The sequence below is a fragment of the Brevibacterium sp. UCMA 11752 genome (assembly GCF_021532235.1).
Taxonomy (GTDB): domain Bacteria; phylum Actinomycetota; class Actinomycetes; order Actinomycetales; family Brevibacteriaceae; genus Brevibacterium; species Brevibacterium antiquum.
This window is the reverse complement of record NZ_JACBOS010000003.1, coordinates 782,118-807,221: the sequence shown is the minus strand read 5'-3', so window position 1 is coordinate 807,221 and position 25,104 is coordinate 782,118. Positions and strand designations below refer to the sequence as shown.

The window sequence follows — 25,104 nt, the reverse complement described above, 5'->3', positions numbered from 1 at the left end:
GGAGACTATTTCTTATCCAGAACCTGTTTGAGCACCGTCGCGTCGCTGATGTCGTCGCGCTTCGACGCAGTCAGGAGGGTCAGTTTGCCCTTCTTCGCGTAGTCCTTGAGCTGCTTGAACGCCTCGGCATGGTCATCGTCTTTGAGCTCGTCACGGTAGCGCCGGGAGAACTCCTCGAACTTATCGGGATCGTGGGAGTACCACTTGCGCAGATCACTCGAAGGCGCGAGGTCCTTGAGCCAGTCGTCGAGTTCGGCCTTGTCCTTGCTCACTCCGCGCGGCCAGATGCGGTCAACGAGGATGCGAGTGCCGTCGCTGTTGACCGGATCATCGTAGATCCGACGAACCTGGACTTGATGCTTCTCTGACATGATCGTCCTCCTCGCTCTATGGTGCAGCTGTGGTGCTGATTTCAGTCTAAGACAGAGGAATTCTGGCGCAAGGAGGGAGGACTCGGACCCCGTCGTGACCCGTTCGCGAGTAGACTCAACGCCTGAATGCCAATGTTCTGATGCGAGGTGGCGATGACTGAGATTCCGAGGATCAATCGGCTCTTCCCCAACCAGGTGAAGGACGTGATCCTGCCGGAGGCCCTGGCATTTCCTCGCGCTGTGGACCAATGGGTGCGCGCGGTATTCGTGGCTTCGGTCGATGGGGCTGCGAGCATCGCCGGTCACGCCGGAGGTCTCGGCAATGACATCGACAAGCAGCTGTTCGCCCTCAACCGGGCATTGGCAGATGTCATCCTCGTCGGCGCCGGCACTGCCAGGACCGAGGTCTACGGTCCTGCTGAGGACGATGCGCAATGGCGGCATCTGCGTGAGAATCGCAGCCCCACGGCACCCATGGCGGTGGTCTCACACAGTTTGGATCTCGATTTCTCAGCCTCGCTGTTCACCGAGGCGCCCCGCTCCGCGCGGACCATCCTCATCACCTGCGCAGACGCACCCGCTCAGGCACGTGCACAGGCCGCTGAGGTCGCCGAGGTGATCGTGGCCGGTCAATCGTCGGTGGACCTGAGCGCGGCGATCGCTGAACTCCAGTCGCGTGGATTCGCCCGGATCGTGTGCGAGGGCGGACCCCAACTGTTCACCGACCTGATGGAGGCAGAAGGAGTCGACGAACTGTGTCTGACCCGCAGCCCGACTCTGGTCGCCGGGACCGAGACGAGGATCCTGCGCGGTGCCCAGTTCGATCCACCGGTCGAACTCGAACTGAAAACCCTCTACGGCACCGATGACGGATTTCTCTATCTGCTCTATCAACCTGCAGCTTGAGAGGCAAGCTGAGACACCACGGGAGCAGCGGACACTAGTTCAGTTTCACTCTCTTCCGTGCGCCGTCGCTGAGGTTGCTCAGCACCACGGTGCGAACCTGCCGGTCGATGTACTGGCTCAGACTGACCTGCGTCTGCTGGAAGTACCAGTGTTTGAGGGCCCACATATGAGCCAGGGTCATGAGGTTGTGACCGAGCGTGCTCGCATCGACCGCGTGCAGGTCACCCTTGTCGGCAGCCTCGGCGACGACATCGATGAGCGGCTGCAGAGTGGCCAGCTCCTGCGACTGGATGGACGCCAGTCCGGCGCGTGAGAGCGCCCTGGAAGTCTGATAGGTCAGGACGACCGCCTGACGATGGTCATCGACGACCTGACAGAACTCGGTGAAAGCCGCAATGATCCGATGCACAGGATCCTCGGTCGCCTCGATCGCCGCCGGCACGCGCAGCCGGAAGTCCTCGAGAACCCGGGTGATCGCGGCCAGCACGATCTGCTCCCGATCCGAGAAGTACTTGTACAGCAGTCCGACGCTGACACCGGCAGACTTGGCGATCGCCTGCATCGACACGGCATGTGAGCCCTTCGTCTGCATGAGGCCGACGGCGGCATCGACGATCTGCTTCTCACGGAATTCCGCGCGAGCACCGCGCACTACGACGTTGACGTCCTGAGTCTCACTTGTCATGCCTGCTGACCACTTCCTCCCGCAGCTTGAACTTCTGAATCTTACCGCTCGGGGTCCGCGGGAACTCATCGAGGCACTGCAGGGTCTCCGGCCAATAGTGTTTGGTCACGCCTTTGGCGGCGAAGAATTCGCGCAGGTCATCCATGGTGAACGTGTGGCCTTCTCGCAGTGTGACCACGGCACACGCGATCTCCTGCAGGCGGGGGTGGGGCACCGCCACGATCGCCACTTGGGAGATGGCGGGATGCTCGTACATGATGTTCTCGACGTAGGCGACGGGAATGTTCTCTCCACCGCGGATGATGATGTCCTTCGATCGACCGCCGATCTTGATGAAGCCGTCGTCGTCCATCTCTGCGATATCGCCGGTGTCCAGCCAGTCGCCGGCGAAGGCCTCGTCGGTGAGCTTCGGTTCGCTGAGATACCCGACGAACAGGAACGGGCCCTTGACCTGCACCTTTCCTTCGGTTCCGGCGGGGATCGGTTCGCCGAGCGGATCGACGATGCGCACCTGCATATCGCCGAGCGCACGACCGTCTGTGCTCGTGACCTTGTCATCGGAATCGCCGGGGGCGGTCATGGTGACCAGTCCGCATTCGGTCTGCCCCCAACCGCCGAAGACGTTGAGGTTGGGCAGCAGCTCTTTGGCCTCGTGGACCATGACGCGTGGAATCGGAGCGCCCATGCAGCAGAAGTGTCGCAGACTCGAGAGATCACGATCCGTGGTCTTGGCGGCCTCGATGAGATCGTGCAGGAACGGGGTGGCGCCCGAAGTGTGCTCGATGCCGAACTCTTCGATCAGTCGCGCGAACTCCTCGCCGTTCCAGACATCCTGGAACACGCCGGTCCCACCGATGAGCAGCGGCAGGCAGACTCCGTACATGTAACCGGTGAGATGACCGAAGGTCGAGGCCATGTGGATGACGGAGCCATTCCCGAGGCCAAGGTGGTCAGGCCAGGGCAGTGACGCGGAGAGCACCGAATTGTGTGTGTGCATGACCCCCTTGGGATCACCGGTGGTCCCCGAGGTGAAGAGGATCAGACCGACATCATTGGGATCGGGCCTGCGCGTCTCCCAGTCGATGCTCGCCGCCGCCTCGGCCGAACCTGGCGAACCAGCTGACCCCGGTGAGCCTCGGGTCCCGCGATCCAGGAAGTCCGTCCATCGTTCGAAGCCCTCGCGGGAGGTGAACGGATCTTCTCCGGGAGCGTCGAGGACGATCGTATGCCGCAGATCAGGCAGTTTGTCCCTGAGACGGTCGACCATATCCGGGTAGTCGAACTTGCGGAACCGGTTGGGGACGAAGAGAACCGTGACTGCGGCCTTCTTCGCCATGTATCCGATCTCGCGGTCGCGGTAGATGGGGATGAGACCGTTCGTGACCGCCCCCGCCTTGAGAGCGCCGAGGTGGATGACCAACCATTCGTACCAATTGGGCAGATGGATGCCCACCACCTCACCCGGTTGCACACCGAGGTCGACGAGGGCCCTGGCACATGCCTCGGCGTCGGCGGAGAGCTGTCGGTATGTGTGGCTTCCATAGGGGTCTCGCGACACGACCGAATCGGGAGTCTCGCTCGTCCAGTGGTCCAGATGATCGAGCAGCGTCTTGTTCTTCCAGGCACCTGTCGAGGTGTGCTTGTCGATGAGGGAGTCGGTGAGGATCGTGTCGAATCGGGTTGGCATGTCAGGGCTCCTTTGCTCTGGTCTCGTGCCGGTGATGGAGGATCGTTGTGGAGACTCGGTGGGTGAGGGTCAGGCCATGGTGAGTCCGCCGGAGACGGAGAGCGTCTGACCCGTGACGTAGTTGGATTCGGGGCTGGCGAAGAAGGCAACGGCATTTGCCAGATCGTCAGGCTGTGCCAGGCGGCGCATCGGGATCGCCTTCTCCAGTGCGGTGCGCAGCTTCGGGTTGTCCTCGGAGATCTCAGCGAACAGCGGGGTGTCGGCCGGTCCCGGGCACACGCAGTTGGAGGTGATGTTGTGCCGTGCGACCTCGCGGGCGAAGGTCTTGGAGAAGGAGATGATGCCGCCCTTGGCCGCCGAGTACACGGCCTCACCGCTCGAGCCCACGCGTCCGGCATCGGAGCCGATGCTGATCACGGCCCCGGATTCGGCGGCGATCATGTGGGAGGCGACCGACTGCGTGCAGTTGAGGGTGCCGATCAGGTTGATCGCGATGACTCGGTCCCAGGTCTCGGCCGTTGAGTCCATGAAGGGTTCGACCTTGTCCCAGCCGGCATTGTTGACGAGGACGTCGATGCGGCCGAAAGTCTCGACCACCTTGGCGGTCATGGCATCGACCTTGGTCCGATCGGTGACATCGACGGCGACGCCGATGGAATCATTTCCCAGCGCCGAGGCGGTTTCCTGTGACTTCGCCGCGTCGAGGTCGGCGACGACGATGGTGGCTCCGTCTGCGGCCAGGCGGGTGGCGATGCCTTTGCCGATCCCGGAGGCGGCGCCGGTGACGATGATGATGCGATTGTCCAGTGCAGACATGATGTGTGGTCCCTTCGGATGGTGATGTTGTCAGATGTGCTGGTCAGTTGCCTTCGTCGGATGTGTGCTGGCCCAGATGTGTGCTGGTCAGGGGGCGAAGGCGCGTCCGGCCGATTCCCTGGCGATGACGAGTTTCATGATCTGGGCGGTCCCGTCCCCGATCTGCATGCCGAGCACGTCGCGTAGGCGCTTCTCCACGTCGCGATCCTGCTTGTAGCCGTTCTGGCCGTGCAGAAGGAGGCATTGATGGATGGCGTGATAGGACTCCAGGGGTGCCCACCACTTGCACATCGCCGCTTGTGAGGTGTGGGGCAGGCCTTCGTCGCCGAGCCATAGAGTGTTCAGACACAGCAGCCTGGCGGCGGCCATCTTGGTCTCCGCCTCGGCGAGGGGAAATGAGACGCCCTGGAACGTCGACAGCGGCTGGTCGAATGCCTCCCGGCCCTTCACATAGTCCCAGGCATCCTCGATCGCTCGGGTGGCACTGCCCGTGCATTGCAGGCCGATGAGAGCACGGGAGAAGTCGAAGCCCTGCATGACCTGGGAGAACGCTGCTCCCTCCGCGCCGAGGAGGTGATCGCCGGGGACCCTGACGTCGGTGAAGTCCACCGAGCCTCGGGCCACCGCGGACTGTCCCATATCGGTGATCGGGGTGCGGGTGACTCCTGGGGCGTCGAGGTCGACGAGGAAGGCGGAGATGCCCTTCCCTCGTTTCGCGTCCGGATCGGTCCTCGCGAAGATGACCGTGGCCGTCGAGGTCAGCGCCAGTGACATCGATTTCGTGCCGTTGATGATCCAATCCCCACCGTCACGCTTGGCGGTGCTCTGGGGATTGCCGGCATCCGAGCCGGCGTCGGGCTCGGAGAGGCCGATGGCCACTGTTTCGGCACCGGAGGTGATGAGGCGGCAATAGTGTTCGGCCACCTCGGCGCTTGCATTGCGCGCGATGACCTGACCCATCAGTGAGCCCACCACCTGCAGATACGCCACGTTGAGGTCGCCGCGAGCTATCGCCTCGGTGACCAGTCCCGCGGTCACCTTCGTCTGGCCCTGTCCGCCGAGGTGGGGCGAGAGTTCGGGGGCGATGAGACCGGCGCTGCCCATCTCCAGTGTCAGATCGGTGCCGATCTTCCCGGCATTCTCCCGGTCACGTGCCTCGGAGATGAGGCGCTCCTCGAAGCTCGCTGCAGTGTCAAGCAGCGACTGGGCCTCTGGGGTGATTGCGAAGTCCACTGTGGTCCTCTGTTCTGGTGGGCTGGTCGGCCTGATTGCCTGCGGTTCAGTACGCGTTGTCGAAGCTGCTGAAGTCGGGATCGCGCTTCTCGGCGAAGGCGGCAGCGCCCTCATGCGACTCGGGAGAGTGCGCGTACAGGTCGAGGGCGCTCATTGCCAGATTGGTGAAACCGGTCTGCATCTCGGAGTCGGCATTGAACGACTGCTTGAGGAAGCGCAGGGCGGTCGGCGCCTTGAGACCCAGTGCTCGGGCTCGCTCCTTGGCTCGGGGCATGAGCTGCTCGGCTTCGACGACCTCATTGGCCAAGCCCCACATCTCGGCTTTCTGGGCGTCGATGAGTTCGCAGAAGTACCACATCTCGCGTGCTCGCTTCTCGCCCACGACTCGGGCGAGGAACGCAGTGCCGTAGCCGGCGTCGAAGGATCCGACCTTGGGTCCGGCCTGTCCGAAGCGGGCATGGGAGGCGGCAATCGTGATGTCGCACAAGGTGTTGAGGACGTTGCCTCCGCCGACGGCGACGCCGTTGACGGCGGCGATGATGGGCTTCGGCACGGATCGCATGGTCTTGTGGAGTTCAGAGATGCGGAACATCCCGTAGCGGCTGGGACCGTAGTCGCCGGTCTTCGCCTTCTGCTTGACGTCCCCTCCGGCGCAGAATGCCTTCTGCCCGGATCCCGTGAGGATGATTGAGCGGACCTGATTGTCGCCCCAGGCCAGTGTCAGAGCCTCGATAAGCTCGTCGACTGTCTGTGAGCGGAAGGAGTTGAACGAGTCTGGGCGGTTGATGGTGATGACCGCATAGGACTCCTCGACTTCGTAGAGGATGTCGGCGAACTCCTGCGCAGCGGCCGCGGATCCGTGTGTATCTGGCATCTTTGCCTCCTCAAGCTGATGTCCTGCGGGCGGCGGCAGCCGATCCCGCAAGAAAATGAATCTATGTTCACACCAAGTGAACACTAGTTCAGTGTCGAGGTCAATACCCTTGAGTCGGTGACGTCTGAGTCGATGAAGCCAGAGTGGCGAATCGCTATCGCTTCTGCGGGTTCGCGGGAGTACCCGGTGCGGAGTGTGAGAATGTAATGATAGAACCGATCCTCGTATCCCCGTGGTATCCGTGCACCTTCGAGAGGGCAGTGATGACTCAACCCCGTGAGACCAGACCGCAGCCGGCTGCCGGTGCGGAGATCGGCTCCCTCATCGGCGGAGCATTCGGCCTGGTGTTCCTCATCATCAACAGTGCATCGTTTTCGACCCTGGGCCGTATCCTCGTGCTCATCATGGGAATCGCGGCCTTCGCGGTCATCGTGTTCTTCGCGATTCGTTCACTGGGCCGCATGAAGCGCGCCCATGTCTCCTCGGCAACGTCCGTCGAATCGGCCGCGTCCGCTGAGCCAGCCGAGCCAGCCGAGGGGCAGGTTGCGATCGCTGAGGGGCAGGCTGCGGCCGGACCGCGTCGGACCGTTCCCTTCGGACGCAGCTACTGGATCATCGTCGGGATCGAAGCACTTGCGCTCTTCGGAGGCACGCGCCTGCTGAGCGGTTTAGGACATCCAGAACTCGGCGTGGCCTGGGTGGCGTTCGTCGTCGGCACCCACTTCTATGCACTCGGCCACGTGTTCAAACTCGACCGGTTCCATATTCTCGCCACGGTCGTCACCCTGTGCGGCATTGCCGGCTTCATCGCCTTCTTCGCCTCGATCCCAGCGTTCATCCCCATCTTCAGCGGGATCATCTCCGGGTTCGTGCTCCTGGCGTTCGGACTCTGGGCCCTCGTCGCGGTCGACGACCGCTGACGTTGCTCACCCCCGCACCCACCGCAGCCACAGCGCCCACGGGCCACGGGCCACGGGCCCATCGCGCGAGCGTCATTGTCGGCTCGCGTGCGATTCCAAGCGAAAAATCGAACGCGAGCCCACAATGACGAGTAGATCGGGCCGGAGGCTGGACCGCTTCGGGGAACCCAGGCCCTGGTGCTTCGTCGGAGGGCTGGCTCCGCCGCCGAGACTACTCCGTGAGCGCCGCCGAGACTACTCCGTGAGCGCCGCCGGGACTAGCCTGTGAGTGCGACTGAGGCTAGCCCGTGGGCGCCACCGGGGTTACTCCGTGGGCGCGGCTGGGGCCTGGGGCTTCGGGGGTGTTTGCACGCGCGGGGCCGGGAAGTCCGGGGGCGTGGCCGCAGGGGTCTTCTCCAGGCTGGAGAGCACCTCGGCGATGGCACGATCGAGTTGCAGATCGTCCTCACTGAACAGCTGTGAAGGATCATGCTCGACCTCGATATCAGGCTCGACACCGTAGTTCTCCACATCCCAGCCTTTGCCCTCAAGCCAGAAGGCGTAACGCGGCTGAGTCACACCGGTGCCGTCGACGAGGTCGTAGCGGCCGTCGATGCCGACAACTCCGCCCCAGGTGCGCACACCGATGACGGGGCCCAAGCCCTTGGCCTGAGCACGGGCATTGATGATGTCACCGTCGGAGCCTGAGAACTCGTTCGCGACGAAGGCCACGGGCCCTCGTCGTGCGTCTTCGGGGTCGGCGATCATGGCATCGTAGCTGCGCACAGCGGTCCAGGCGATGACACGATCGGCGAAGCGTTCGGCCACCAGGGCGCTGGTATGACCGCCGCGGTTGAATCGGACATCGACGATGACAGCGTCGGCCGACATCGCCTGTCTGAGGTCGCGATGCAGCTGCGCCCAACCGTTGGGCATCATATCCGGGATGTGCACATACCCGACACGTCCCTCGGACTTCGACCTCACATACTCCCGCCTCGATCGCACCCAGTCCTGGTACCTCAGCTTCTCCTCGCTGGTCAGCGGCACGATTGCCACCACGCGGTCCTTGCGACCACGGCGCAGGGTGAGTTCGACGATCCTGTTGCCGGCTCCCTGCAGGTGGGCGGCGGGGCCGCGTACCTCATCGACCCGTTGGCCATCGACAGCCAGGATGATGTCGCCCTCCTGAGCTCCGACACCTGCCTGACGCAATGGCGATCTGGCCGCGGGTTCGCTGCTCTCACCGGGCAGAATCCGTGCGATCTGCCATCCGCTCGGTGTCCGTTCCAGGTCAGCGCCGAGGAAGCCGAGTCGTTTCGACGGGTTGCCCAGGGCATTCGAGGGCGTGACATAGGCATGAGACGTGTTGAGTTCCCCGACCGTCTCCCACAGCACATCGACGAGATCATCATGGGTCAGTGCCTTCGCGGCGACTCGGCGCCACCGCAGGGTGACCCCTTCCCAGTTCACGCCGTTCATGTCTGCACGCCAATAGTGATCGCGCATGATGCGCGAGTTCTCTTCGAACATCTGCAGCCACTCGGCACGCTGGTCGAGTTCGAAGCGCAGCCGGGAGAGATCCACCGCGACGCACTCGTCATCGTCGTCTTCGACCTTGCGGTTGCTCGGACGCACCGTCACATCGCCGTCATCGTAGACGACCATGAGCTTGCCATCCCCACTCACCCAATAGGCATCTGCCTTGTCGACGATGGTGACGAGTTTGCGTTTGGCGAAGTCGAAGTACTGAATCGACTCTGTGGGAGGGGCATCAAGGTCGGTGCCGAGCACGCCGTCCTCCGATTCCCCGGCACGGATCCACAGGACACCGCCGACAGCAGCCTCAAGCTTCCGGAAGACACCGGCAGAGACGGGGAACGCGAGGATCCGCTCCTCGGCGCCCTCAACATCCAACTCGACGGTGGTGACCTTGGACTTCTCCGCTTTGGCCTTCTCTGCCTTCGAGGCCTCATCGGTCAGTTCGCTGATCGCCCAACCGCTCGAGGTCGGTCCGAATGGAGCCGGCTCAGTGGCGCTCAACGGCAGCAGCCACGGTCTGGTCACACCGTTGAACGACAGATCGAAGGAGTGCTGATTGTAGGCAGGATCGAAAGTCCGGTCAGACAGGAACACCACGTATTTGCCGTCGGCGGTGAATGTGGGGGAGTAGTCGTTGTACTTCCCGCTGGTCAGCGCCAGCGCCTCGCGGTCTGATTTGGTGTCGACGAGCATGAGCTGCGCCAGCTGCTCCTCACCCTGAGTGGGCTGTGACCAGAGGAGGTACCGTCCGTCGGGTGAGAACTCGGGAGACCTGGCCTCGCCGAAGCCCGAATGCCCCACCAGCCGGGTCTTGCCGTTCCCGACCTCGACGAGACGGACGCTTCCGTCGTGGGAGATCGTGGCTAAGGTCTTTCCGGACGGATCGGAGGTCATGTGCAGAACTCGTCCGAGAGCGCCCGCTCCGATCCGACGTTCTGAAGCCGTCGCCGAGGTGGCGCGAACTTCGATGGCATCCTCGCCTTCGACGTCGGTGACGTAGGCCGCCTGTCCAGTCTGTCCGAGCACCACCGGGAGGCGTGTGCGGATCGAAGAGTCCGCGCACAACGCTCGTGCGGGGCCCTCACGATGAGCCAACCAGAAAGTCTTTCCCCGCCATTCGATGAGGGAGGCGTTACCTTCGTGATCTGGGGCGATGGCGCCGATCCTGGACTTCGAGTCGAGGTTGAGCGGCTGCACTTGGGTGCCCGGAAGCTGGACCTTGAGGGTCCGTATGCTGGCATCGAGGCTGTCGAGGATGCGGATCTCGCCGCGGCTGTGCCACACGATGCGCGTCCCGTCGGTCGTCGCATTGCGGACGTACCCTTCGGCTTCGGTCTGGAACGTCAGCTGCCTGGGCTCACCCGGATCCCCATCGCTGCGTGTGGCCAGACCGTCCCAGATCCAGAGGTTGGCCTGCTCGTTGGCATGATGGGGGAAGCTCGCGGCCTTGTCAGAGGTGATGACCAGTGAGTCTCCCACCCACAGCGGATCGGTCAGCGACGCCTCTTCGTCGCGCAGCAGCCGCTGCCACTGGACTCCGCTGCCCCTGGCGTCTGCGCTGCGATCAAGCCAGAGCCGGGGCGCGGTTCCCCCTCGGTAGCGCTTCCAGTGCGCGGGTTCACGACTGTAGGGAGTCGCCAGGGCGGTCACCGATGAGTGGTGGTGGGCCATTCCCGAGGCTCTGCCCCAGGACAGGCGTTCGACGCTGCCGTCGATTCCCACTGACCTCACCACGTGATTGCGTGACTCGAACTCGCCGGCGTTGGAGCCGATGAGGATGCGCTCATCGTCGGCCCAACCGAGCATCGTCATCGCCGTCGACCCCAGCCAGGTGAGCCGGTGCAGAGAACCGGAAGCCACCTCGGCGAGCATGAGCTCAGGGTGACCATCGCGGTGCGAGACATAGGCGATACGGGATCCGTCAGGGGAGAATCTGGGGCTGCGCGCGGGAGCATGATCCGAGGTCAGACGCCAAGCACGCCCACCCTCGGCGGCGACGAGCCACACGTCATCGTCGGCAACGAAGGTGATGAGATCACCGTGGATGTGAGGATACCGGAGGTAAGTGTTGGAATTCACGTGACCCACATTACAAGCATGCACGGACCCGGCGCTGTGGAAGAGGAGGATGCCCAGCCAATTTGCACGCTCTGCGAGTTCTCGTCGGCGCAGGTGCTCGGGCTTGGGCGCCGAGGTGACGCGGCCCATGCGGCGCAGTCGGGCTCTGACCAATAGAATGGTGGCATGCCATCTTTGACTTCGCTTCTCAACGATCGTTTCGCACTCGCCCTCGAACAGTCCTTCGGCGAGGATTTCACGCGACGCGACCCTGTGATCAGGAGCAGCCAGTTCGCCGACTTCCAGGCCAACGTGGCGCTGCCTCTGGCGAAGGAGCTGAAGTCCAAACCGCGCGACATCGCGACCACGATCGTGGCCAACCTCGATCTCGAGGGGATCTGTGAGACCCCGGAGATCTCCGGTCCCGGCTTCATCAACCTCACCTTCACCCCCGAGTTCCTGGCATCGACCCTGAACCAGGGAACCGCTACCGAGGTCGAGTCAGAGACGAGCGGAGCGCGGATCGTCATCGACTATTCGGCGCCCAATGTCGCCAAGGAGATGCACGTCGGTCACCTGCGGACCACCGTCGTCGGCGATGCTCTGGCCCGGACCCACGAATACGTCGGCAACACGGTCGTGCGCCAGAACCACATCGGCGACTGGGGCACTCCCTTCGGCATGCTCATCGAACACCTCCTCGACGTCGGCATCGAATCGGAGACGGCCAAGGACATCTCGGCCAACCCGAATGCCTTCTACCAGGCCGCGCGCGCGAAGTTCGACAGCGATGAGGCCTTCGCCACCCGCGCACGTGCCCGCGTAGTCGCGCTGCAGGGCGGCGACGAGCAGACCTTCGAACTCTGGGAGCGCCTCGTCGGGTTCTCACGGATCTACTTCAACCACATCTACTCACTCCTCGACGTCACCCTGACCGATGAGGACCTGGCAGGTGAGAGCATCTACAACGATGACCTTGCCGCGGTCTGCGCCGAGCTCGAGGAGAAGGGCCTGGCCCGCATCAGCGACGGTGCCCTGTGCGTCTTCCCCGAGGGCTTCACCGGGCGTGAGGGCGAACCTCTGCCGCTCATCATCCGCAAATCCGACGGCGGCTACGGCTACGCCACGACGGACCTCGCGGCTGTCCGTCATCGGGTGCGCACCCTCAGGGCCGATCGTGCCCTCTACGTCGTCGGCACCCCGCAGGCGATGCACTTCGAAATGGTCTTCTCCATCGCTCGAGCCGCCGGCTGGCTGCCCGAGGAGGTTGCGGTCGAGCACGTGAAGATCGGCAACGTGCTCGGTGACGACGGGAAGATCCTGCGCACCCGCAGCGGTGCCCCCGTGCGCCTGGCCGAACTCCTCAATGAGGCCGTCGCCCGCGCGAAGACCACACTGCAGGAGTCGAACGCCGAATTCAGCCCCGAAGAGGAAGCCGAGGTCGCACAGATCGTGGGTATCGGCGCCGTGAAGTACGCCGACCTCTCCGTCGCCCACGACACGAGCTACGCCTTCGACCTCGACCGGATGCTCGCCCCGATCGGCAACACCGCGCCCTACCTCCAGTACGCCGGAGCCCGGATCCGCTCGATCCTGCGCAAGGCGGACGGGGATGCGTTCACGGCTGCGCCGATCCACCTCGGCGAGGCTGCCGAGCGTGAGCTTTCTTTGGCGATCCTCGGGTTCTCCGATGTCCTCGCCGAGGTGGTCGCCGGCTCCACGCCGCACCGGCTGTGCACGTACCTCTTCGACCTCGCCCAATCGTTCACCTCGTTCTACGAGCAGTGCCCGGTTCTCATCGCCGAATCCGCCGAAGTGCGCGATTCCCGGCTGCGGCTGAGCCAGACGGTCCTCGAGGTGCTTGAGGCCGGCCTCGGCGTCCTGGGCATTCGCGTGCCCGAGCGCATGTGAACCAGCCTGACCCTTCCGTCGCCCGGCGGATGCTGCCGTGGATGGTCGTGGGCATCGTCGTTCTGGCGATCAACCTGCGAGCACCGATCATCGCACCGACCGCCGTCCTCGGTGACATTCAGCACGACACCGGGCTGAGCGCCGCCGGGGTGGGCCTCCTCACCGGTCTGCCAGTGCTGCTGTTCGCCCTCGTCACTCCTGTTGCGGGGAAGACCATCGGACGCTTCGGTGCCGAGGCAGCGGTGCTGTCGTGCCTCACCGGAGTCCTTCTCGGAACCGTGCTGCGCTCCCTGGGTCCACCCTGGCTCGTGCTCGTGGGCACCGGAATCATCGGAATCGCGATCACCTTGGGCAATATCGCGGTGCCGGTGATCATCCGGCGCGAGGTCCCCTGGAACCAGGTGTCGATGGTCACCGGCCTGTATTCGGCCACCATGAACGTCGGCTCCATGATCACACTGCTCGGCACGGGCCCCTTGGCCGAAGCTCTCGGGTGGCGGTGGGCCGTCGCCATCTGGGGTGCTTTGGCCGTGATCGGACTCATCTACTGGCTGTTCATGATCCGGCTGCGGATCCGCCGCACTGCGATCTTCGCGGCATCGGCCGAATCGTCACCGGCACCAGAGCCCACACCGGCACGTCGTCCTTGGCGCGAGGCACCTCCCGAGTTCCGTCGCATCATCGCATTGCTCGTGATCACCTTCAGCGGACAGTCGATTGCCTACTACACGACCACGACGTGGCTGCCTTCGATCCTCTCCGACACAGGAGGGCTGGACTCGGCAGCCTCGGGCGGCACCGCCTCGCTGTTCCAGGTCGCTGCCATTCTCGGCGCATTCGGTGTGCCGCTGCTGGCGGCCCGAGCCAAGCCCTGGGTGCCGGTGGCGATCATCGCCGCACTGTGGCTCTCGCTGCCTGTCGGACTGCTGCTCGCTCCGAGCACATACGTGCTGTGGGCGATCACCGGCGGCGTCGCCCAAGGCGGCGGATTCACTGCGATCTTCTCCATCATCGCCCGCACCGCCGGCAGTGATAGGGAAACCGCTTCGGCCTCGGCACGGGTGCAGGGAGGCGGTTACCTTGCCGCCACGCTGGCGCCGCCGTTCGCGGGCTGGTTGGGCAACGTCACCGATGGGTGGACTGCTCCGATTCTGCTCATCCTCGCAGCGACTCTTGCCTTCACGATCGCGGGGCTGCTGGCGGTCCGCATCTCCGGTCGCTTCCGGGGCGGTGGGCCGGCGAACAGGCGCGAGGTTCTGGGTGAATGACGAACGGCCCCCGTCGCTGTTGTTCTCACGTCTTCACGTGGGTGAACTTCAGCGGCGGGAGCCGTTCTATCTGTCTGGATCAGGCGATCGACCGGTCAGTTGACCTTGTCAGTCGACCTCCCCGAACAGGTCAATGCTTGCCGAACAGATCAGAGCTTGGCGAACAGATCAGTGCTTGGCGTTCTTATCTTCCACCGTCTCGGCGGCTGACTTCGAATCCTCGGCAGGCTTGACGATGGTCGCCGGCGTCGCCTTGGTGTCCTTGGCCTCGGTCGCAGGCTTCGGAGTCGGTGCTGTTGCTGTCGTGGCGGTGGCCTCGGCAGTCTTCGACTCGGGCACTGCGGTCTGCGAGACCTCGGGTGCTGTTCCCTGGCGGGAAGCGGGGGTTGAGCCCACCGGACGAGCATCCTCGGGACGGTTGTTGGGCAGCGGTGTCGACCATGGGTCCTCGACCGGCTGCGCCTTCTTCCACACGTAGTAGCCGATTCCGGCTGCCGAGCCGATGACCAAGGTCCACACGACTGCGGCTTTGCCGCCACCGGACTTGCGTGCGGTGTCCTTCTGGATCCGCTTTCCGGCGTTCGTGAGGGCCTTGCGGGCCTTCTTCACGGCCTTCTTGTCGCCGGTCAGGCGCACAGCGAGATCGTCGACGAGCTGGGGGGTCTCAACGGCTGCAAGCGAGTTGGCGGCGTTGCTCGCAAACTTGCCGGCACGTTCGGTGGCTTCGGGGCGGTAGGCATCGAGCTTGTCGGCCCAGGCGTGAACCTGGTCATTGGCCTTGTCGGCAAATGCTTCGACCTGAGGGCGGGCCCTGACGGCAAGACCTTCGGCCCGATCGGCCAGTGCTTCGACCTGCGGCCGAGCCTTCTCTGTTAGCGCCTCGACCTGGGGGCGTGCCTTCTCTGCAAGCGCCTCGACCTGAGGGCGTGCCTTGTCAGCGGCTTCGCGGAGTTTTGGACTTGCGGCCCCGCTGGCATCGGCCAGGACTCGGAGTGACGTCTTCTTCGCGGAATCGAGCTTCGAAGTGAACGGATCTCGAGCTGACTTCTTCGACATGAACATTCCCAATCCTCTTTGTCGGGGTCAATTGATCAGTCTCAGTCTACGGCCTAGGTGCAAGCCGCCGGACATCAGGCTGTCATGAAATTGTCTGCAGAAACACTGACAGAGTCCGCAAACCGACCCGGCGGAATCTGCGGAAGCCGCGGGGGCGTGGAAGAATGGCCATATGACTACAGCTTCTACGCATACAGCAGTCCTGCACACCAACCATGGTGACATCACCATCAACCTCTTCGGCAACCACGCGCCGAAGACTGTTGCCAACTTCGTGGAACTGGCCAAGGGTGAGCGCGAATTCACCGATCCTGCCACCGGCGAACCCACCAAGCGCCCCTTCTACGACGGCCTCAACTTCCACCGCATCATCTCGGACTTCATGATCCAGGGCGGTTGCCCGCTGGGCACCGGCACCGGCGGCCCCGGCTACACATTCGATGATGAGATCCACCCGGAACTCCAGTTCGATCGCAAGTACCTGCTGGCCATGGCCAATGCCGGCAAGCAGATGGGACGCGGCACCAACGGCTCGCAGTTCTTCATCACCACCGCCGAGACCCCATGGCTCAACGGCAAGCACACCATCTTCGGCGAGGTCGCCGACGAGGCCTCGCAGAAGGTCGTCGACGAGATCAACAACGTCCGCACCGCTGCCATGGACAAGCCAGTCGAACCAGTCGTCCTGGAATCGGTCGAGATCAACGGCTGACTCTGATTCGCTGGTGAGCATCGGTACCTGCTGTCCTGCAGCACTGAAGACTCACTGAACTGAGTACCATGGTGTGATGGACACACCTCAGGAGGGCTCGGCCCGGGAGACCGGCCGGGCCCTTTCTGTGACCCCTCCGCTGGTCACCAGTGTGATCATGATCCTCACGGGCGTGGTCTTCCTGGCCCAGCTGCTGCCCAGCCTGGATCTCACCCATCGGCTGAGCTTCGTACCCGCCCTCGTGCTTGAACAGCCGTGGCGGGTCCTCACGGTGGCTCTGGTGCACGAACAGCCCTCACCGTTCCATCTTTTGGCCAATATGATCGGCCTGTTCTTCTTCGGATCATTCGTCGAGCGAGCTCTCGGCCGCTGGCGATTCCTCGTCGTCTATCTGCTGGGGACGATCGGTGGATCAGTCATGGTCCTCGTTCTCGCGAAGCCGTTCTCTGTGGATTGGGTGACGAACAACATCGGTGCCTCCGGTGCGGTCTTTGCGATCATCGGCGTGCTGCTGGTGCCGACACGGAAGCTCGACCGCAACATCACGGGGGTCGTGCTGTTCGTTGCCCTCAACTTCGGATACGGATTCCTCGTCGCAGGAGTGTCCTGGCAGGCCCACCTCGGCGGGCTCATCGCCGGGTTCGTGCTCGGCTGCGGTGCTCTGCTGGTGCCGAAGAAGCAGTCGACGCTGATGTTCGCACTCGCGGCCCTCGGGCTGCTTCTCCTGATGCTCGCCGCCAGCGCTTGGCAGATCAACGACGCCTGGCAGATCGCCGCCATGTGAAGAGCAGCGCTGACCATTCATTGAGGTGTCCGCAACGACTCTCAGGCTTGTATCAGACTTCCGTGAATAATTGGCGTGTTCGGAGGCTGAATTTAGTTGTCCACAACCTTTATCCACATGGTGGATAACTTACATGTGTGTATTTTCCCAGGTCACAGGCCCAAAATAAGTTATGCACAAGCGACGCTCCCGGCCTGGGTATAACTTCGACCCTGTGGACAAGTGCACGCCAAGGCAGTTGAAACGTCAATAGGGGGCCATCACCCCACCCGCAGGCGACCGCCGTGTGAGCATGGGCTGACGGGGCAGGTCACGCGCACTGACGGGGCAGGTCACGCGTTGACGGCGGCAACGCCAACGAAAAACGGGGGTTGCGTCGACCTGCGGGTGCGCACACCCGGTGGTCGACGCAACCCCCGTCATTCGTCAGCAAGGGTGGTGCCTGCCGACTACCTCCAGCGCGTGGACATGATCAGCCCCGCGACGAAGAAGGCGAAGCCGATGAGGATGTTCCAGTTCTGCCAAGCCTCGACCGGGAACGCGCCCTGCGAGACGTAGAAGGTCACGAGCCAGATCAGGCCGATGAGCAGGAGGCCGATGAGCACCGGCAGGAACCAGCGAGGATTCGGCTTGATCGTCTGCTGACCGGACTGCGAGGTGTAAGAGGCGGTCTTGCGACCCTGGGGGCGCTTGGCCGGATTGCCCGAACGCGAGGTGCGCTTGGCCGATGAGCCTTTGGCAGCAGAGCCCTTGGCGGCGGCACCCTTGGTGGTCTCGCTCTTCTTGGCAGACTTGCTGTCCTTGTCGGACTTGGCTGCCTTGTCGACCTTCTCAGACTTCTCAGTCTTCTTGGCATCGGCGGTGGACTCGTCGGCTGTGTCGGCTGCATCAGCTTTATCAGCGGCGGCAGCCTTCTTGGCCCCGGAGTCCTTCGAGGTGGCCTTCTTGCCGGTGGCCGCGGCTGCCGTGGACTTCTTGGCCGTCTCGTCATCTGCAGCGTTGTCATCTGCAGCGTTGTCGTCTGCAGCGTCGTCGTCGCCGACAGCGGAGGCATCGGCGTCGCCACCGGTGACTTCGGCGTCGGTGACTTCAGCGTCGCCGTCGATGACATCATCGTCGGCAAGCACGTCGGATTTGTCGGAGGGGTCATCCAGGTTGAGGAGGTCGCCCTCGAGGCTCTCGTCCTCCAGATCCTCCGTCTGCTCGACCTGCGAGTCCTCTACTGCCTCGACATCGTCGTTCGGCTGGGTCGTGGTTTCGACATTGGCCTTCGACGAGTTGCGAGAAGTGCGCTGGGGGCGCTGGGTCCGTCCGTTGGACTTGGCCACGAGTACTCCTTATACGGCCGACCATTGCTGAGGTCACCGATTGATGAATAGGGACAATCGGACATCAGTCTACTCGTGACATCCAGCAGTTTTAAAAACTCCAACTACCCTGAGAACGACCTGTTTGTGCAGTTTCATGCGATAAAGTGCAATACGGTGTCCCCGCTTGTCCTCTGGGCGAGCCCCGGATTCGAAACAATAGGCACGGTGCAGCAGTGGTGAATGGTCCCTTCCCGGGTAACGAATCAGACGCAGACGCGTCATCGCGACCCACTATTCGTCCTGCTCAGAGGCAGAACTCCGCGCATCACCCGGCCAATGAGCGACACCAGTCGCAGGGTGGATACGGCGGCCACGAAGCGAACCCGTCCACAGAGCCTATGACCTCCGCACCCGACCTCGGCGGAGCGCCGAATTCGGGCTCAGGTTCGAACCCCGGATCCGGCTCGTTTTCAGCGACCGATCAACCACTTCCCAGCCGCCGTGAACTCCGGCGTCGCGAGGCTGAAGCTGCGGCCGCCAACGGGGCTCCGACCGCCGTCTACACCGATGCGCCCCTCGGTTACTCGGACTCGACCCAGGTAATGCCCGCGGTCAACAGCGGAACGGACCCCAACCTCGGCGCCCATGCGGGTGCAGGTGCGGGCACTGCGAACTACAGTGCACAGAACTACAGCCCACAGACCGACAGCGGACGCAACGACGGAGGTCGTCGCACCAACCGTCGGAGGCAGAAGCCGGAGCGTGAGCCGCTGGGCCCAGTTCGCGGCACCATCCGCACCTTCGGCGAGCTCTGCATCACCGCCGGAATGGTGCTCATCCTGTTCGTGGTCTGGCAGCTGTGGTGGACCGATATCGAAGCCAACCGCGACAACGAGGTGCTGGCCGACCAGCTCACCGATGACTGGCAGAACCAGGACCCCAACGAGCTTCCGGACGACCCGGACGAACCTGTCGTAGCGGATCCGGTGGGGAAGAACGAGGCGTTCGGCATCTTCTACATTCCCCGCTTCGGCGACGACTACTACCGCACGGTCGCCGAGGGCGTCGATCTCGAACCCGTCCTCAACCGGATGGGCGTGGGTCGATACCCGAACTCAGCGATGCCGGGCGAAGTCGGCAACTTCTCGATCGCCGGCCACCGCGTCACCTACGGCAAACCGCTCAACCAGATCGCGAAGCTGCGTCCCGGCGATGAGATCATCGTCCAGACCAAGGACGGCTTCTACACCTACACGTTCCGCAACTTCGACATCATCCTCCCCGATGCCGTCGAGGTGCTCGCACCGGTCCCCAGCGAACCGAAATTCAAGGGCAAGGACCGGATCCTCACGATGACGGCCTGCAACCCGATGTTCTCGGCCCGAGAGCGCTACGTCGCCTACGCCGAGCTCACCGACTGGACTCCGGCCGGCGACGGTGCACCGGATAACATCAAGGACTCGAAAGCCTACGACAAGGTCAGCAAGAACGGTGGTGCCTGAGAATGTACGGTCTGATCTGGCGACTGCTTCCGGGCAACTGGTTCATCAAACTCATCTTCGCCCTCATCCTCATCGCGGCCGTGGTGCTGCTGCTCATGCAGTACGTCTTCCCGGTCGTCGCCCCCTACATGCCGTTCAACAACGCAACTGTGACTGATGGAAGCGGTGGCCAATGACAAAGATCCTCGTCGTCGACAACTACGACAGCTTCGTCTACACGCTCGTGTCCTACGTCCGTGAGCTCGGAGCCGAAACGCACGTCATCCGCAATGACGATATGACCGCCGAGGCTGTCGTGACCCTGGCTTCGGAGTACGACGGTGTCCTGCTGTCACCGGGCCCGGGTGTGCCGGCCGAATCGGGAGTGTGCCCGGACCTCATCGCCTGGGCGGAGACGTCTGGCACCCCGGTGTTCGGAGTCTGCCTGGGCCATCAGGCGCTGGGAGAGGTCTTCGGCGCCACAGTGACCCACTCGCCGGTGCTCATGCACGGAAAGACCTCGGTCATCACCCACGACAGTCAGGGCATCTTCTTCGGCTGCAAGAACCCGCTGACCGTGACCCGCTATCACTCGCTGGCGATCGTCGATGAGACCATCGATCTCGAGAAGTTCCTGGTCACCGCCCGCACCGATGATGGAGTCGTGATGGCCATCGAACACCGTGAGCAGCCATTGTTCGGTGTTCAGTTCCACCCGGAGTCCGTGCTCACGGAATGCGGTTATCTGATGTTGGGCAACTGGCTCGAGGTCTGCGGCATCGAAGGTGCCGCCGCGCAGGCTGCCGCGATGTCTCCGATGGCCTCGGCGATCGCGGCGAAGCCCGTCCCGGCCGCCACTCCGGCCTAAGCTGCGTCTCCGGCTTACGCAGCCTCCACTCCGGCTCAGTTGGCTGCTTCGGCCTAAACCGCCACTTCCGCTTGAACCGTCACTCCGGCTTGAACCGCCACTCAGGCTCAGACGGCCGCGACAGCTGGGCAATCGTGCTCAGACTCTTCCGGTGGCCCTGTTCGGCATATTAGGATCGGGACACACACCGAGAGGACCTACTGATGTCAGAGTCGAGTATCAACCGGATCGAACCATTCCCCGAACTCACCGTGTTCGAGGCGACGTCGGTGCCCACCGCCGTCGTAGAGGTCAGGAATGTCGCAATGGAGGACCTTCCAAGCCACTTCGACGCCGTGTATTCCGGGCTGTTCCCTGCCTTGGCCGAGGCTGAGCAGGAAATCGCTGGTCCCGCATTCGCGCTGTACACGCGCCAACCCAGCGACACCGTCGACCTGGAGATCGGCCTTCCGCTCACTTCGGGGCTGAAGCAGGCTCTGCCTCTGGGCGAAGGTCTCATTGCGATCCCGTCTCAGCTGCCCGGCGGATCGATCGCCGCACTGACCCATGCCGGTGGATATGACGGACTGGGTGAGGCCTGGGCGGGGTTGATGAAGGCAGTCGTCGAGGCCGGACACCACCCGGACCTGCCGTTCTTCGAGGTCTACGTGACAGAGCCGAATCCCGATATGGACCCGGCGGATCTGCGCACCGACCTCTTCCTCACCCTGTCCTGAGAAGACGAACTGGGGCCGCCACCGAGACTTCTCGATGGCGGCCCCAGCCGTTTCAGACCGTCGGCCTGGTCGGACTCACTCAGCGGTTGCCGTCGGCGCCTGTGTCGGAGTAGCCGTCGAACCAGTTGCCTCCGCCTCCGCCGATGGCCTCGGCGTCCGAGTCACTGTCCTTGTCTTTGTCCTTCTCGCCGCCGGTGTCATCGCCGCTGTCGTCGCTGCCGCCGTCGTCAGACGGCGACGTGGGGACCCCGCCGGGTATGGACGGAATGCTCGGCGACGATGGCTCCTCGGGCGGCTTCTTGGCCACCTTGACCGTGATCTCCGTGCCCTGCTTGACCTCGCTGCCGCCAGCCGATGACTGTTCGAAGACCTTCTTCGCCGGTTCGTCTGCGGTCTCGACCTCTTCGGTCTTGCACCCCAGCTGGTAGTCGTCGCCCTCGAGGATCTCGCACGCTTCCTTCGCGGACTTGCCCGTCATATCCGGGACCTCGACCATTCCCGAGGACACGACGAGGTCGACGTTCGAGTCCACATCCACCTCGGAGCTGGCGCCGGGCTTCGTCTCGATGACGACACCCTTCTCCACATCCGGAGAGTTCTGGGAGATGTGCGTGCCTGCCTGGAGCTTGGCGTCATTGAGGATCTTGCGGGCGCTTTCCTCGGATTTGCCGGAGACATCGGGGACCTTGACGCTTTCGGGGCCGGAGGAGATGACCAGCTTCACGACGCTGTCCTCCTCCACTCGCTGGCCGCCGGCGGGATCGGTCTTGATGGCTTTGCCCTCGTCGACGTCCTCGCTGTACGACTCGTCTCTGTCGACTCTCAGGCCTTGTTGGATGAGGGCGGACTCGGCCTCATCGGCATCCATATTGGCCACGTCCGTGACCTCGACCTGGATGATGTCCGGTGGTTTGTTGATCTCGTAGACCCACAGAGCGATGGCGGCCAGAGCCAACAGCACGAAGATGCTGCCGATCCAGATCCAGGCGCGCGAACGCCTCGGCGGCGGTGGTTCATCCTGCTTGGCCATGATCGTCGACACGGCACCCGTCTCAGGTTCCGCCTCGGCATCCTGAGCATACTGCGGGGGACCCATCATGGCCCCTGCCATCGGGAACGCCTGGGTGCGATCCATGTCGTCGTCGAAGCTCAGGGGACGGCCGTCACGGGCCGCGAGGACATCCTCACGGAAGATGTAGGCGTCCTGGTAGCGCTCGTCACGGTCCTTCAGCAGCGAATGCATGAGGAGGCGATCGACCTCAGGGGGAACATTCGAATTGTAGAAGCTCGGCGGCTTCGGCGTCTCGCCCACGTGCTGGTAGGCGACCGCCAGCTGCGAATCCCCGACGAACGGGGGCCGACCGACGAGGAGTTCATAGAGCAGGCAGGCCGTCGAATACAGGTCGGAACGTGCGTCGACGACCTCACCACGGGCCTGCTCGGGGGACAGGTACTGGGCGGTGCCCACGACCGACTGTGTCTGGGTCAGCCCGCTGTTGTCCTTGAGCGCGCGGGCGATGCCGAAGTCCATGACCTTGATGTCACCCTCGGGGGTGAGCATGACGTTGGCGGGCTTGATATCGCGGTGGACGATTCCGTTGCGGTGGGAGTACTCGAGTGGGGCGAGCACACCGGCGACGACGTTGAGCGCCTCGTCGATGGTCAGGGTGCCGTGTTCGTTGAGGACCTCGCGCAGGGTCTGGCCTTCGACGTACTCCATGACGATGAAGGGCACGGAGACGCTGGAGCCTCCGGTCTCCACGAAGTCCTCTTCGCCCGAGTCGTAGACAGCGACGATGCCCGGATGGTTCAGTCCTGCCGCGGACTGCGCCTCACGCTTGAGACGGGTGTGGAACGAAGGATCACGAGCGAGATCGGACCGCAGAAGCTTGATCGCGACGCGCCGGCCGAGCCGGTTGTCGACGCCCTCGTGCACTTCTGCCATGCCCCCACGGCCGAGGAGCGCACGAACTTCGTACCGCCCCGACAGCACCTTGGGTTCATTCATTCTGGTCCTCCGCTTGGTTCACCCACGTCGTGGGAAAGTACTCCGCATGTCAAGTAGATTACTCGTCTTCTCAGCGCATGGTGTCAGCCAAAGATCGACTCGTCCAAGTCTGTGCCGGCACTGGGATCGTCGTTGGTGCCGCCTCCGGACGAGTTTCCGCCGTCGTCGTCGGAGCTGTTGGACTCGCTGTTCGAGTTCGAACCGCTGTTGTCATTGCCGTTCTGCCCGCCGTTCTGGTTGCCGCTGTCCTGGTCCGAACCGTTCTGGTTGCCACTGTCCTGGTCCGAACCATTCTGGTTGCCACTGTCCTGGTCCGAACCATTCGGATCGCTGCTCGAACCGTTGTCGGCATCGGCAGTGCCGGTGTCGTTGCTCGAAGAGCCCCCGTCGTCGTTGCTGCTCGAGCCCGAACCATCGTCGCCGCTGGTCTCTGACGGTGTGGGAGTGCTCGAAGGTTCAGGTTCCTCCGTCTCCACCGGCTCTTCGGCCGGGCCAGAGGAGATGTAGAGCGTAAGGGTGTCGCCCTCTTCGAAGGTGTAGCCGTTCTCGCCCTCACCCACATCGGCGACCGTGCCCGCTGCGCGGGAGGACTCGATGGTCTGGGTCTCGGCTTCCAGCCCCTGCCGTTCGAGGTTCTGAGTCGCCGAGGATTCGGTCAGTCCGATGTAATCGCTCTTGTCGATTTCGATCGTCTTCGCTGCCTGCGAAGTCGTGGGGGCGCTGGTGCTGGGGTCCGGCTCGGGCTCGGCGTTGCCTCCTCCAAGGAAGAACCACAGCAGCGAACCGACGGCGATGAGTGCGACGATCGCGAGGATCCAGATGAGGGCGCGGCCCTTCTTCGACTGCTTCTCGTCGAGTTCCCTGTCCTCTGCGTTCTCCGGATCGAGTTCGCTGCCGTTCGCAGCACCGGCGCCTGCTGCACCGGCCGCACCAGCACCAGCAGCACCTGCGGCAGCTGCACCCGGGTAGACACGAGTCTCCTCGTTGGACGCCGTGACCGGCATCGCCTTTGTCGTCGGCACGGGTTCGGGGCTGTTGAAGACCTGGGTCAGTGCATCGGAGGCGGCGCTGCCCAGTCGCATCTGCGGCAGAATCTCTTCGGCACCTGCGACATCGCCTGCGGCCAGCGCATCGGCGGCCCGGGACACCGCCATGGCATCCGAAGGCCTGCGTTCGGGCTTCTTCTCAAGCAGGCAGTCGACGAAGCGGCGCAAAGGTTCGGACACCGTGTCCGGCAGGGGCGGATGCTGCTGATTGACCTGGGCGATGGCGATCGCGACCTGCGAGTCACCGGTGAACGGACGCTGCCCGGCCAATGCCTCATAGGCGATGATGCCCAGAGCGTAGAGGTCGGAGCCGGACCCCGAACCCTTGCCTGTGGCCTGCTCCGGTGCCAGGTACTGGGCTGTGCCCATCACCTGGCCGGTCTTCGTCAGCGGGGCCTGGTCGGTGACGCGGGCGATGCCGAAGTCCGTGATCTTGACCCTGAAGTCCGGGGTCATGAGGATGTTGCCGGGTTTGATGTCGCGGTGGATGACTCCGACCTTGTGGGCCGCTCCCAGCGCCTGCGCGGACTGCGAGACGATGCTCAGAGTGTCCGTCTCCGACAGGGGTGCGCTGCGCTCGATGATCGCCGACAGTGCTTCACCTGGCACGTACTCCATGACGAGATAAGGGGATCCCTGCTCGTCGCCGTAGTCGAAGACACCGGCGATTCCAGGATCCGATGCGCGCCCCATGTTCTGCGCTTCGGCGCGGAACCGCGCGAGGAAGGTCGTATCCGAGAGGTATTCGTCCTTGAGGATCTTCGCCGCAATCTCACGGCCGAGCACGGAGTCGACGCCCTTCCAGACCTCACCCATACCGCCCACGGCGATGCGAGAGGTGAGCTTGTATCGGTTTCCCAACAGGGTTCCTTC

21 protein-coding genes are annotated in these 25,104 nt (G+C 63.6%); 10 read left to right on the top strand and 11 right to left on the bottom strand.

What is annotated here, in order from left to right:
- Positions 1–5 precede the first annotated feature (5 nt).
- Positions 6–371 (bottom strand): DUF488 domain-containing protein, encoded by a 366-nt coding sequence (locus HU144_RS03630; protein WP_198397960.1) that lies wholly within the window; start codon positions 369–371, stop codon positions 6–8.
- Positions 372–524: 153 nt separating this feature from the next.
- On the opposite strand from HU144_RS03630, the gene HU144_RS03625 reads away from it, so the two are divergent.
- Positions 525–1,277, top strand: coding sequence for a pyrimidine reductase family protein (locus HU144_RS03625; RefSeq protein WP_235350186.1), 753 nt, complete (start codon positions 525–527; stop codon positions 1,275–1,277).
- Positions 1,278–1,311: 34 nt separating this feature from the next.
- On the opposite strand, the gene HU144_RS03620 is transcribed toward HU144_RS03625, so the two are convergent.
- The 5 genes from HU144_RS03620 to HU144_RS03600 all read right to left on the bottom strand — a co-directional run bounded on the left by HU144_RS03620 (position 1,312) and on the right by HU144_RS03600 (position 6,572).
- Positions 1,312–1,962, bottom strand: a complete 651-nt coding sequence (locus HU144_RS03620; RefSeq protein WP_235350185.1) for a TetR/AcrR family transcriptional regulator — start codon at positions 1,960–1,962, stop codon at positions 1,312–1,314.
- Positions 1,952–3,649 (bottom strand): AMP-binding protein, encoded by a 1,698-nt coding sequence (locus HU144_RS03615; protein ID WP_235350184.1) that lies wholly within the window; start codon positions 3,647–3,649, stop codon positions 1,952–1,954. The genes HU144_RS03620 and HU144_RS03615 overlap by 11 nt, the downstream gene beginning before the upstream one ends.
- 69 nt (positions 3,650–3,718) lie before the next feature.
- A complete protein-coding gene (locus HU144_RS03610) occupies positions 3,719–4,465 on the bottom strand; it encodes an SDR family NAD(P)-dependent oxidoreductase (protein ID WP_235350183.1) in 747 nt (248 codons plus the stop codon).
- Between the two features lie 87 nt (positions 4,466–4,552).
- Positions 4,553–5,698 (bottom strand): acyl-CoA dehydrogenase family protein, encoded by a 1,146-nt coding sequence (locus tag HU144_RS03605; protein ID WP_235350182.1) that lies wholly within the window; start codon positions 5,696–5,698, stop codon positions 4,553–4,555.
- A 46-nt stretch (positions 5,699–5,744) separates the two neighbouring features.
- Entirely contained in the window at positions 5,745–6,572 is an 828-nt protein-coding gene (locus HU144_RS03600) for an enoyl-CoA hydratase-related protein (RefSeq protein ID WP_235350181.1), read from the bottom strand.
- Between the two features lie 263 nt (positions 6,573–6,835).
- Here HU144_RS03600 and HU144_RS03595 point away from each other — a divergent pair, with 263 nt between their 5' ends.
- On the top strand, positions 6,836–7,492 hold the full coding sequence (locus HU144_RS03595; protein WP_235350180.1) for a hypothetical protein: 657 nt from the start codon (positions 6,836–6,838) through the stop codon (positions 7,490–7,492).
- A gap of 303 nt (positions 7,493–7,795) precedes the next feature.
- Here HU144_RS03595 and HU144_RS03590 read toward each other — a convergent pair whose 3' ends face one another.
- Complete coding sequence (locus tag HU144_RS03590; protein WP_235350179.1) at positions 7,796–11,221, bottom strand: S41 family peptidase; 3,426 nt, start codon at positions 11,219–11,221, stop codon at positions 7,796–7,798.
- Between the two features lie 36 nt (positions 11,222–11,257).
- Between HU144_RS03590 and argS the strand changes: the two genes are divergently transcribed.
- A complete protein-coding gene (gene argS, locus HU144_RS03585; RefSeq protein ID WP_235350178.1) occupies positions 11,258–12,982 on the top strand; it encodes an arginine--tRNA ligase in 1,725 nt (574 codons plus the stop codon).
- Entirely contained in the window at positions 12,979–14,250 is a 1,272-nt protein-coding gene (locus tag HU144_RS03580) for an MFS transporter (RefSeq protein ID WP_235350177.1), read from the top strand. Before argS ends, HU144_RS03580 begins: the two co-directional genes overlap by 4 nt.
- 168 nt (positions 14,251–14,418) lie before the next feature.
- Here HU144_RS03580 and HU144_RS03575 read toward each other — a convergent pair whose 3' ends face one another.
- Positions 14,419–15,306: a hypothetical protein gene (locus HU144_RS03575; RefSeq protein WP_235350176.1), complete on the bottom strand. Its 888-nt coding sequence runs from the start codon at positions 15,304–15,306 to the stop codon at positions 14,419–14,421.
- A 172-nt stretch (positions 15,307–15,478) separates the two neighbouring features.
- Here HU144_RS03575 and HU144_RS03570 point away from each other — a divergent pair, with 172 nt between their 5' ends.
- Together HU144_RS03570 and HU144_RS03565 are read left to right on the top strand one after the other, a co-directional pair.
- Entirely contained in the window at positions 15,479–16,018 is a 540-nt protein-coding gene (locus tag HU144_RS03570; protein WP_235350175.1) for a peptidylprolyl isomerase, read from the top strand.
- 76 nt (positions 16,019–16,094) lie between these two features.
- Positions 16,095–16,802, top strand: coding sequence for a rhomboid family intramembrane serine protease (locus tag HU144_RS03565; protein ID WP_235350174.1), 708 nt, complete (start codon positions 16,095–16,097; stop codon positions 16,800–16,802).
- A gap of 449 nt (positions 16,803–17,251) precedes the next feature.
- Here the strand turns inward: HU144_RS03565 and HU144_RS03560 are convergent, their stop codons facing one another.
- The gene (locus HU144_RS03560; protein ID WP_235350173.1) at positions 17,252–18,130 is read right to left on the bottom strand and encodes a cell division protein CrgA; all 879 of its coding nucleotides are present in this window, start codon (positions 18,128–18,130) and stop codon (positions 17,252–17,254) included.
- A 380-nt stretch (positions 18,131–18,510) separates the two neighbouring features.
- Between HU144_RS03560 and HU144_RS03555 the strand changes: the two genes are divergently transcribed.
- The 4 genes from HU144_RS03555 to HU144_RS03540 all read left to right on the top strand — a co-directional run bounded on the left by HU144_RS03555 (position 18,511) and on the right by HU144_RS03540 (position 21,177).
- On the top strand, positions 18,511–19,614 hold the full coding sequence (locus tag HU144_RS03555) for a class E sortase (RefSeq protein WP_235350172.1): 1,104 nt from the start codon (positions 18,511–18,513) through the stop codon (positions 19,612–19,614).
- Between the two features lie 2 nt (positions 19,615–19,616).
- Positions 19,617–19,790 carry a hypothetical protein gene (locus HU144_RS03550; RefSeq protein WP_186293079.1) on the top strand — a complete coding sequence of 58 codons (174 nt, stop codon included), beginning with the start codon at positions 19,617–19,619 and terminating at the stop codon, positions 19,788–19,790.
- Positions 19,787–20,461: an anthranilate synthase component II gene (locus tag HU144_RS03545; RefSeq protein ID WP_235350171.1), complete on the top strand. Its 675-nt coding sequence runs from the start codon at positions 19,787–19,789 to the stop codon at positions 20,459–20,461. Before HU144_RS03550 ends, HU144_RS03545 begins: the two co-directional genes overlap by 4 nt.
- A 203-nt stretch (positions 20,462–20,664) precedes the next feature.
- Positions 20,665–21,177 (top strand): GyrI-like domain-containing protein, encoded by a 513-nt coding sequence (locus HU144_RS03540; RefSeq protein WP_235350170.1) that lies wholly within the window; start codon positions 20,665–20,667, stop codon positions 21,175–21,177.
- Positions 21,178–21,256: 79 nt separating this feature from the next.
- Here HU144_RS03540 and pknB read toward each other — a convergent pair whose 3' ends face one another.
- Both pknB and HU144_RS03530 read right to left on the bottom strand, forming a co-directional pair.
- Positions 21,257–23,185: a Stk1 family PASTA domain-containing Ser/Thr kinase gene (gene pknB / locus HU144_RS03535; RefSeq protein WP_235350169.1), complete on the bottom strand. Its 1,929-nt coding sequence runs from the start codon at positions 23,183–23,185 to the stop codon at positions 21,257–21,259.
- Between the two features lie 83 nt (positions 23,186–23,268).
- On the bottom strand, positions 23,269–25,092 hold the full coding sequence (locus tag HU144_RS03530; protein WP_235350168.1) for a protein kinase domain-containing protein: 1,824 nt from the start codon (positions 25,090–25,092) through the stop codon (positions 23,269–23,271).
- Positions 25,093–25,104 lie beyond the last annotated feature (12 nt).

Bases quoted from the DNA above. Each gene is read 5' to 3' on its own strand.
- HU144_RS03590 (WP_235350179.1), bottom strand. From the start codon at position 11,221: ATGGGCCGCGTCACCTCGGCGCCCAAGCCCGAGCACCTGCGCCGACGA.
- HU144_RS03540 (WP_235350170.1), top strand. From the start codon at position 20,665: ATGTCAGAGTCGAGTATCAACCGGATCGAACCATTCCCCGAACTCACC.
- HU144_RS03575 (WP_235350176.1), bottom strand. From the start codon at position 15,306: ATGTCGAAGAAGTCAGCTCGAGATCCGTTCACTTCGAAGCTCGATTCC.
- HU144_RS03570 (WP_235350175.1), top strand. From the start codon at position 15,479: ATGACTACAGCTTCTACGCATACAGCAGTCCTGCACACCAACCATGGT.
- HU144_RS03600 (WP_235350181.1), bottom strand. From the start codon at position 6,572: ATGCCAGATACACACGGATCCGCGGCCGCTGCGCAGGAGTTCGCCGAC.
- HU144_RS03565 (WP_235350174.1), top strand. From the start codon at position 16,095: ATGGACACACCTCAGGAGGGCTCGGCCCGGGAGACCGGCCGGGCCCTT.
- HU144_RS03595 (WP_235350180.1), top strand. From the start codon at position 6,836: ATGACTCAACCCCGTGAGACCAGACCGCAGCCGGCTGCCGGTGCGGAG.
- HU144_RS03555 (WP_235350172.1), top strand. From the start codon at position 18,511: ATGACCTCCGCACCCGACCTCGGCGGAGCGCCGAATTCGGGCTCAGGT.
- HU144_RS03545 (WP_235350171.1), top strand. From the start codon at position 19,787: ATGACAAAGATCCTCGTCGTCGACAACTACGACAGCTTCGTCTACACG.
- HU144_RS03620 (WP_235350185.1), bottom strand. From the start codon at position 1,962: ATGACAAGTGAGACTCAGGACGTCAACGTCGTAGTGCGCGGTGCTCGC.
- HU144_RS03625 (WP_235350186.1), top strand. From the start codon at position 525: ATGACTGAGATTCCGAGGATCAATCGGCTCTTCCCCAACCAGGTGAAG.
- argS (WP_235350178.1), top strand. From the start codon at position 11,258: ATGCCATCTTTGACTTCGCTTCTCAACGATCGTTTCGCACTCGCCCTC.
- HU144_RS03615 (WP_235350184.1), bottom strand. From the start codon at position 3,649: ATGCCAACCCGATTCGACACGATCCTCACCGACTCCCTCATCGACAAG.
- HU144_RS03610 (WP_235350183.1), bottom strand. From the start codon at position 4,465: ATGTCTGCACTGGACAATCGCATCATCATCGTCACCGGCGCCGCCTCC.
- HU144_RS03630 (WP_198397960.1), bottom strand. From the start codon at position 371: ATGTCAGAGAAGCATCAAGTCCAGGTTCGTCGGATCTACGATGATCCG.
- HU144_RS03550 (WP_186293079.1), top strand. From the start codon at position 19,617: ATGTACGGTCTGATCTGGCGACTGCTTCCGGGCAACTGGTTCATCAAA.
- pknB (WP_235350169.1), bottom strand. From the start codon at position 23,185: ATGAATGAACCCAAGGTGCTGTCGGGGCGGTACGAAGTTCGTGCGCTC.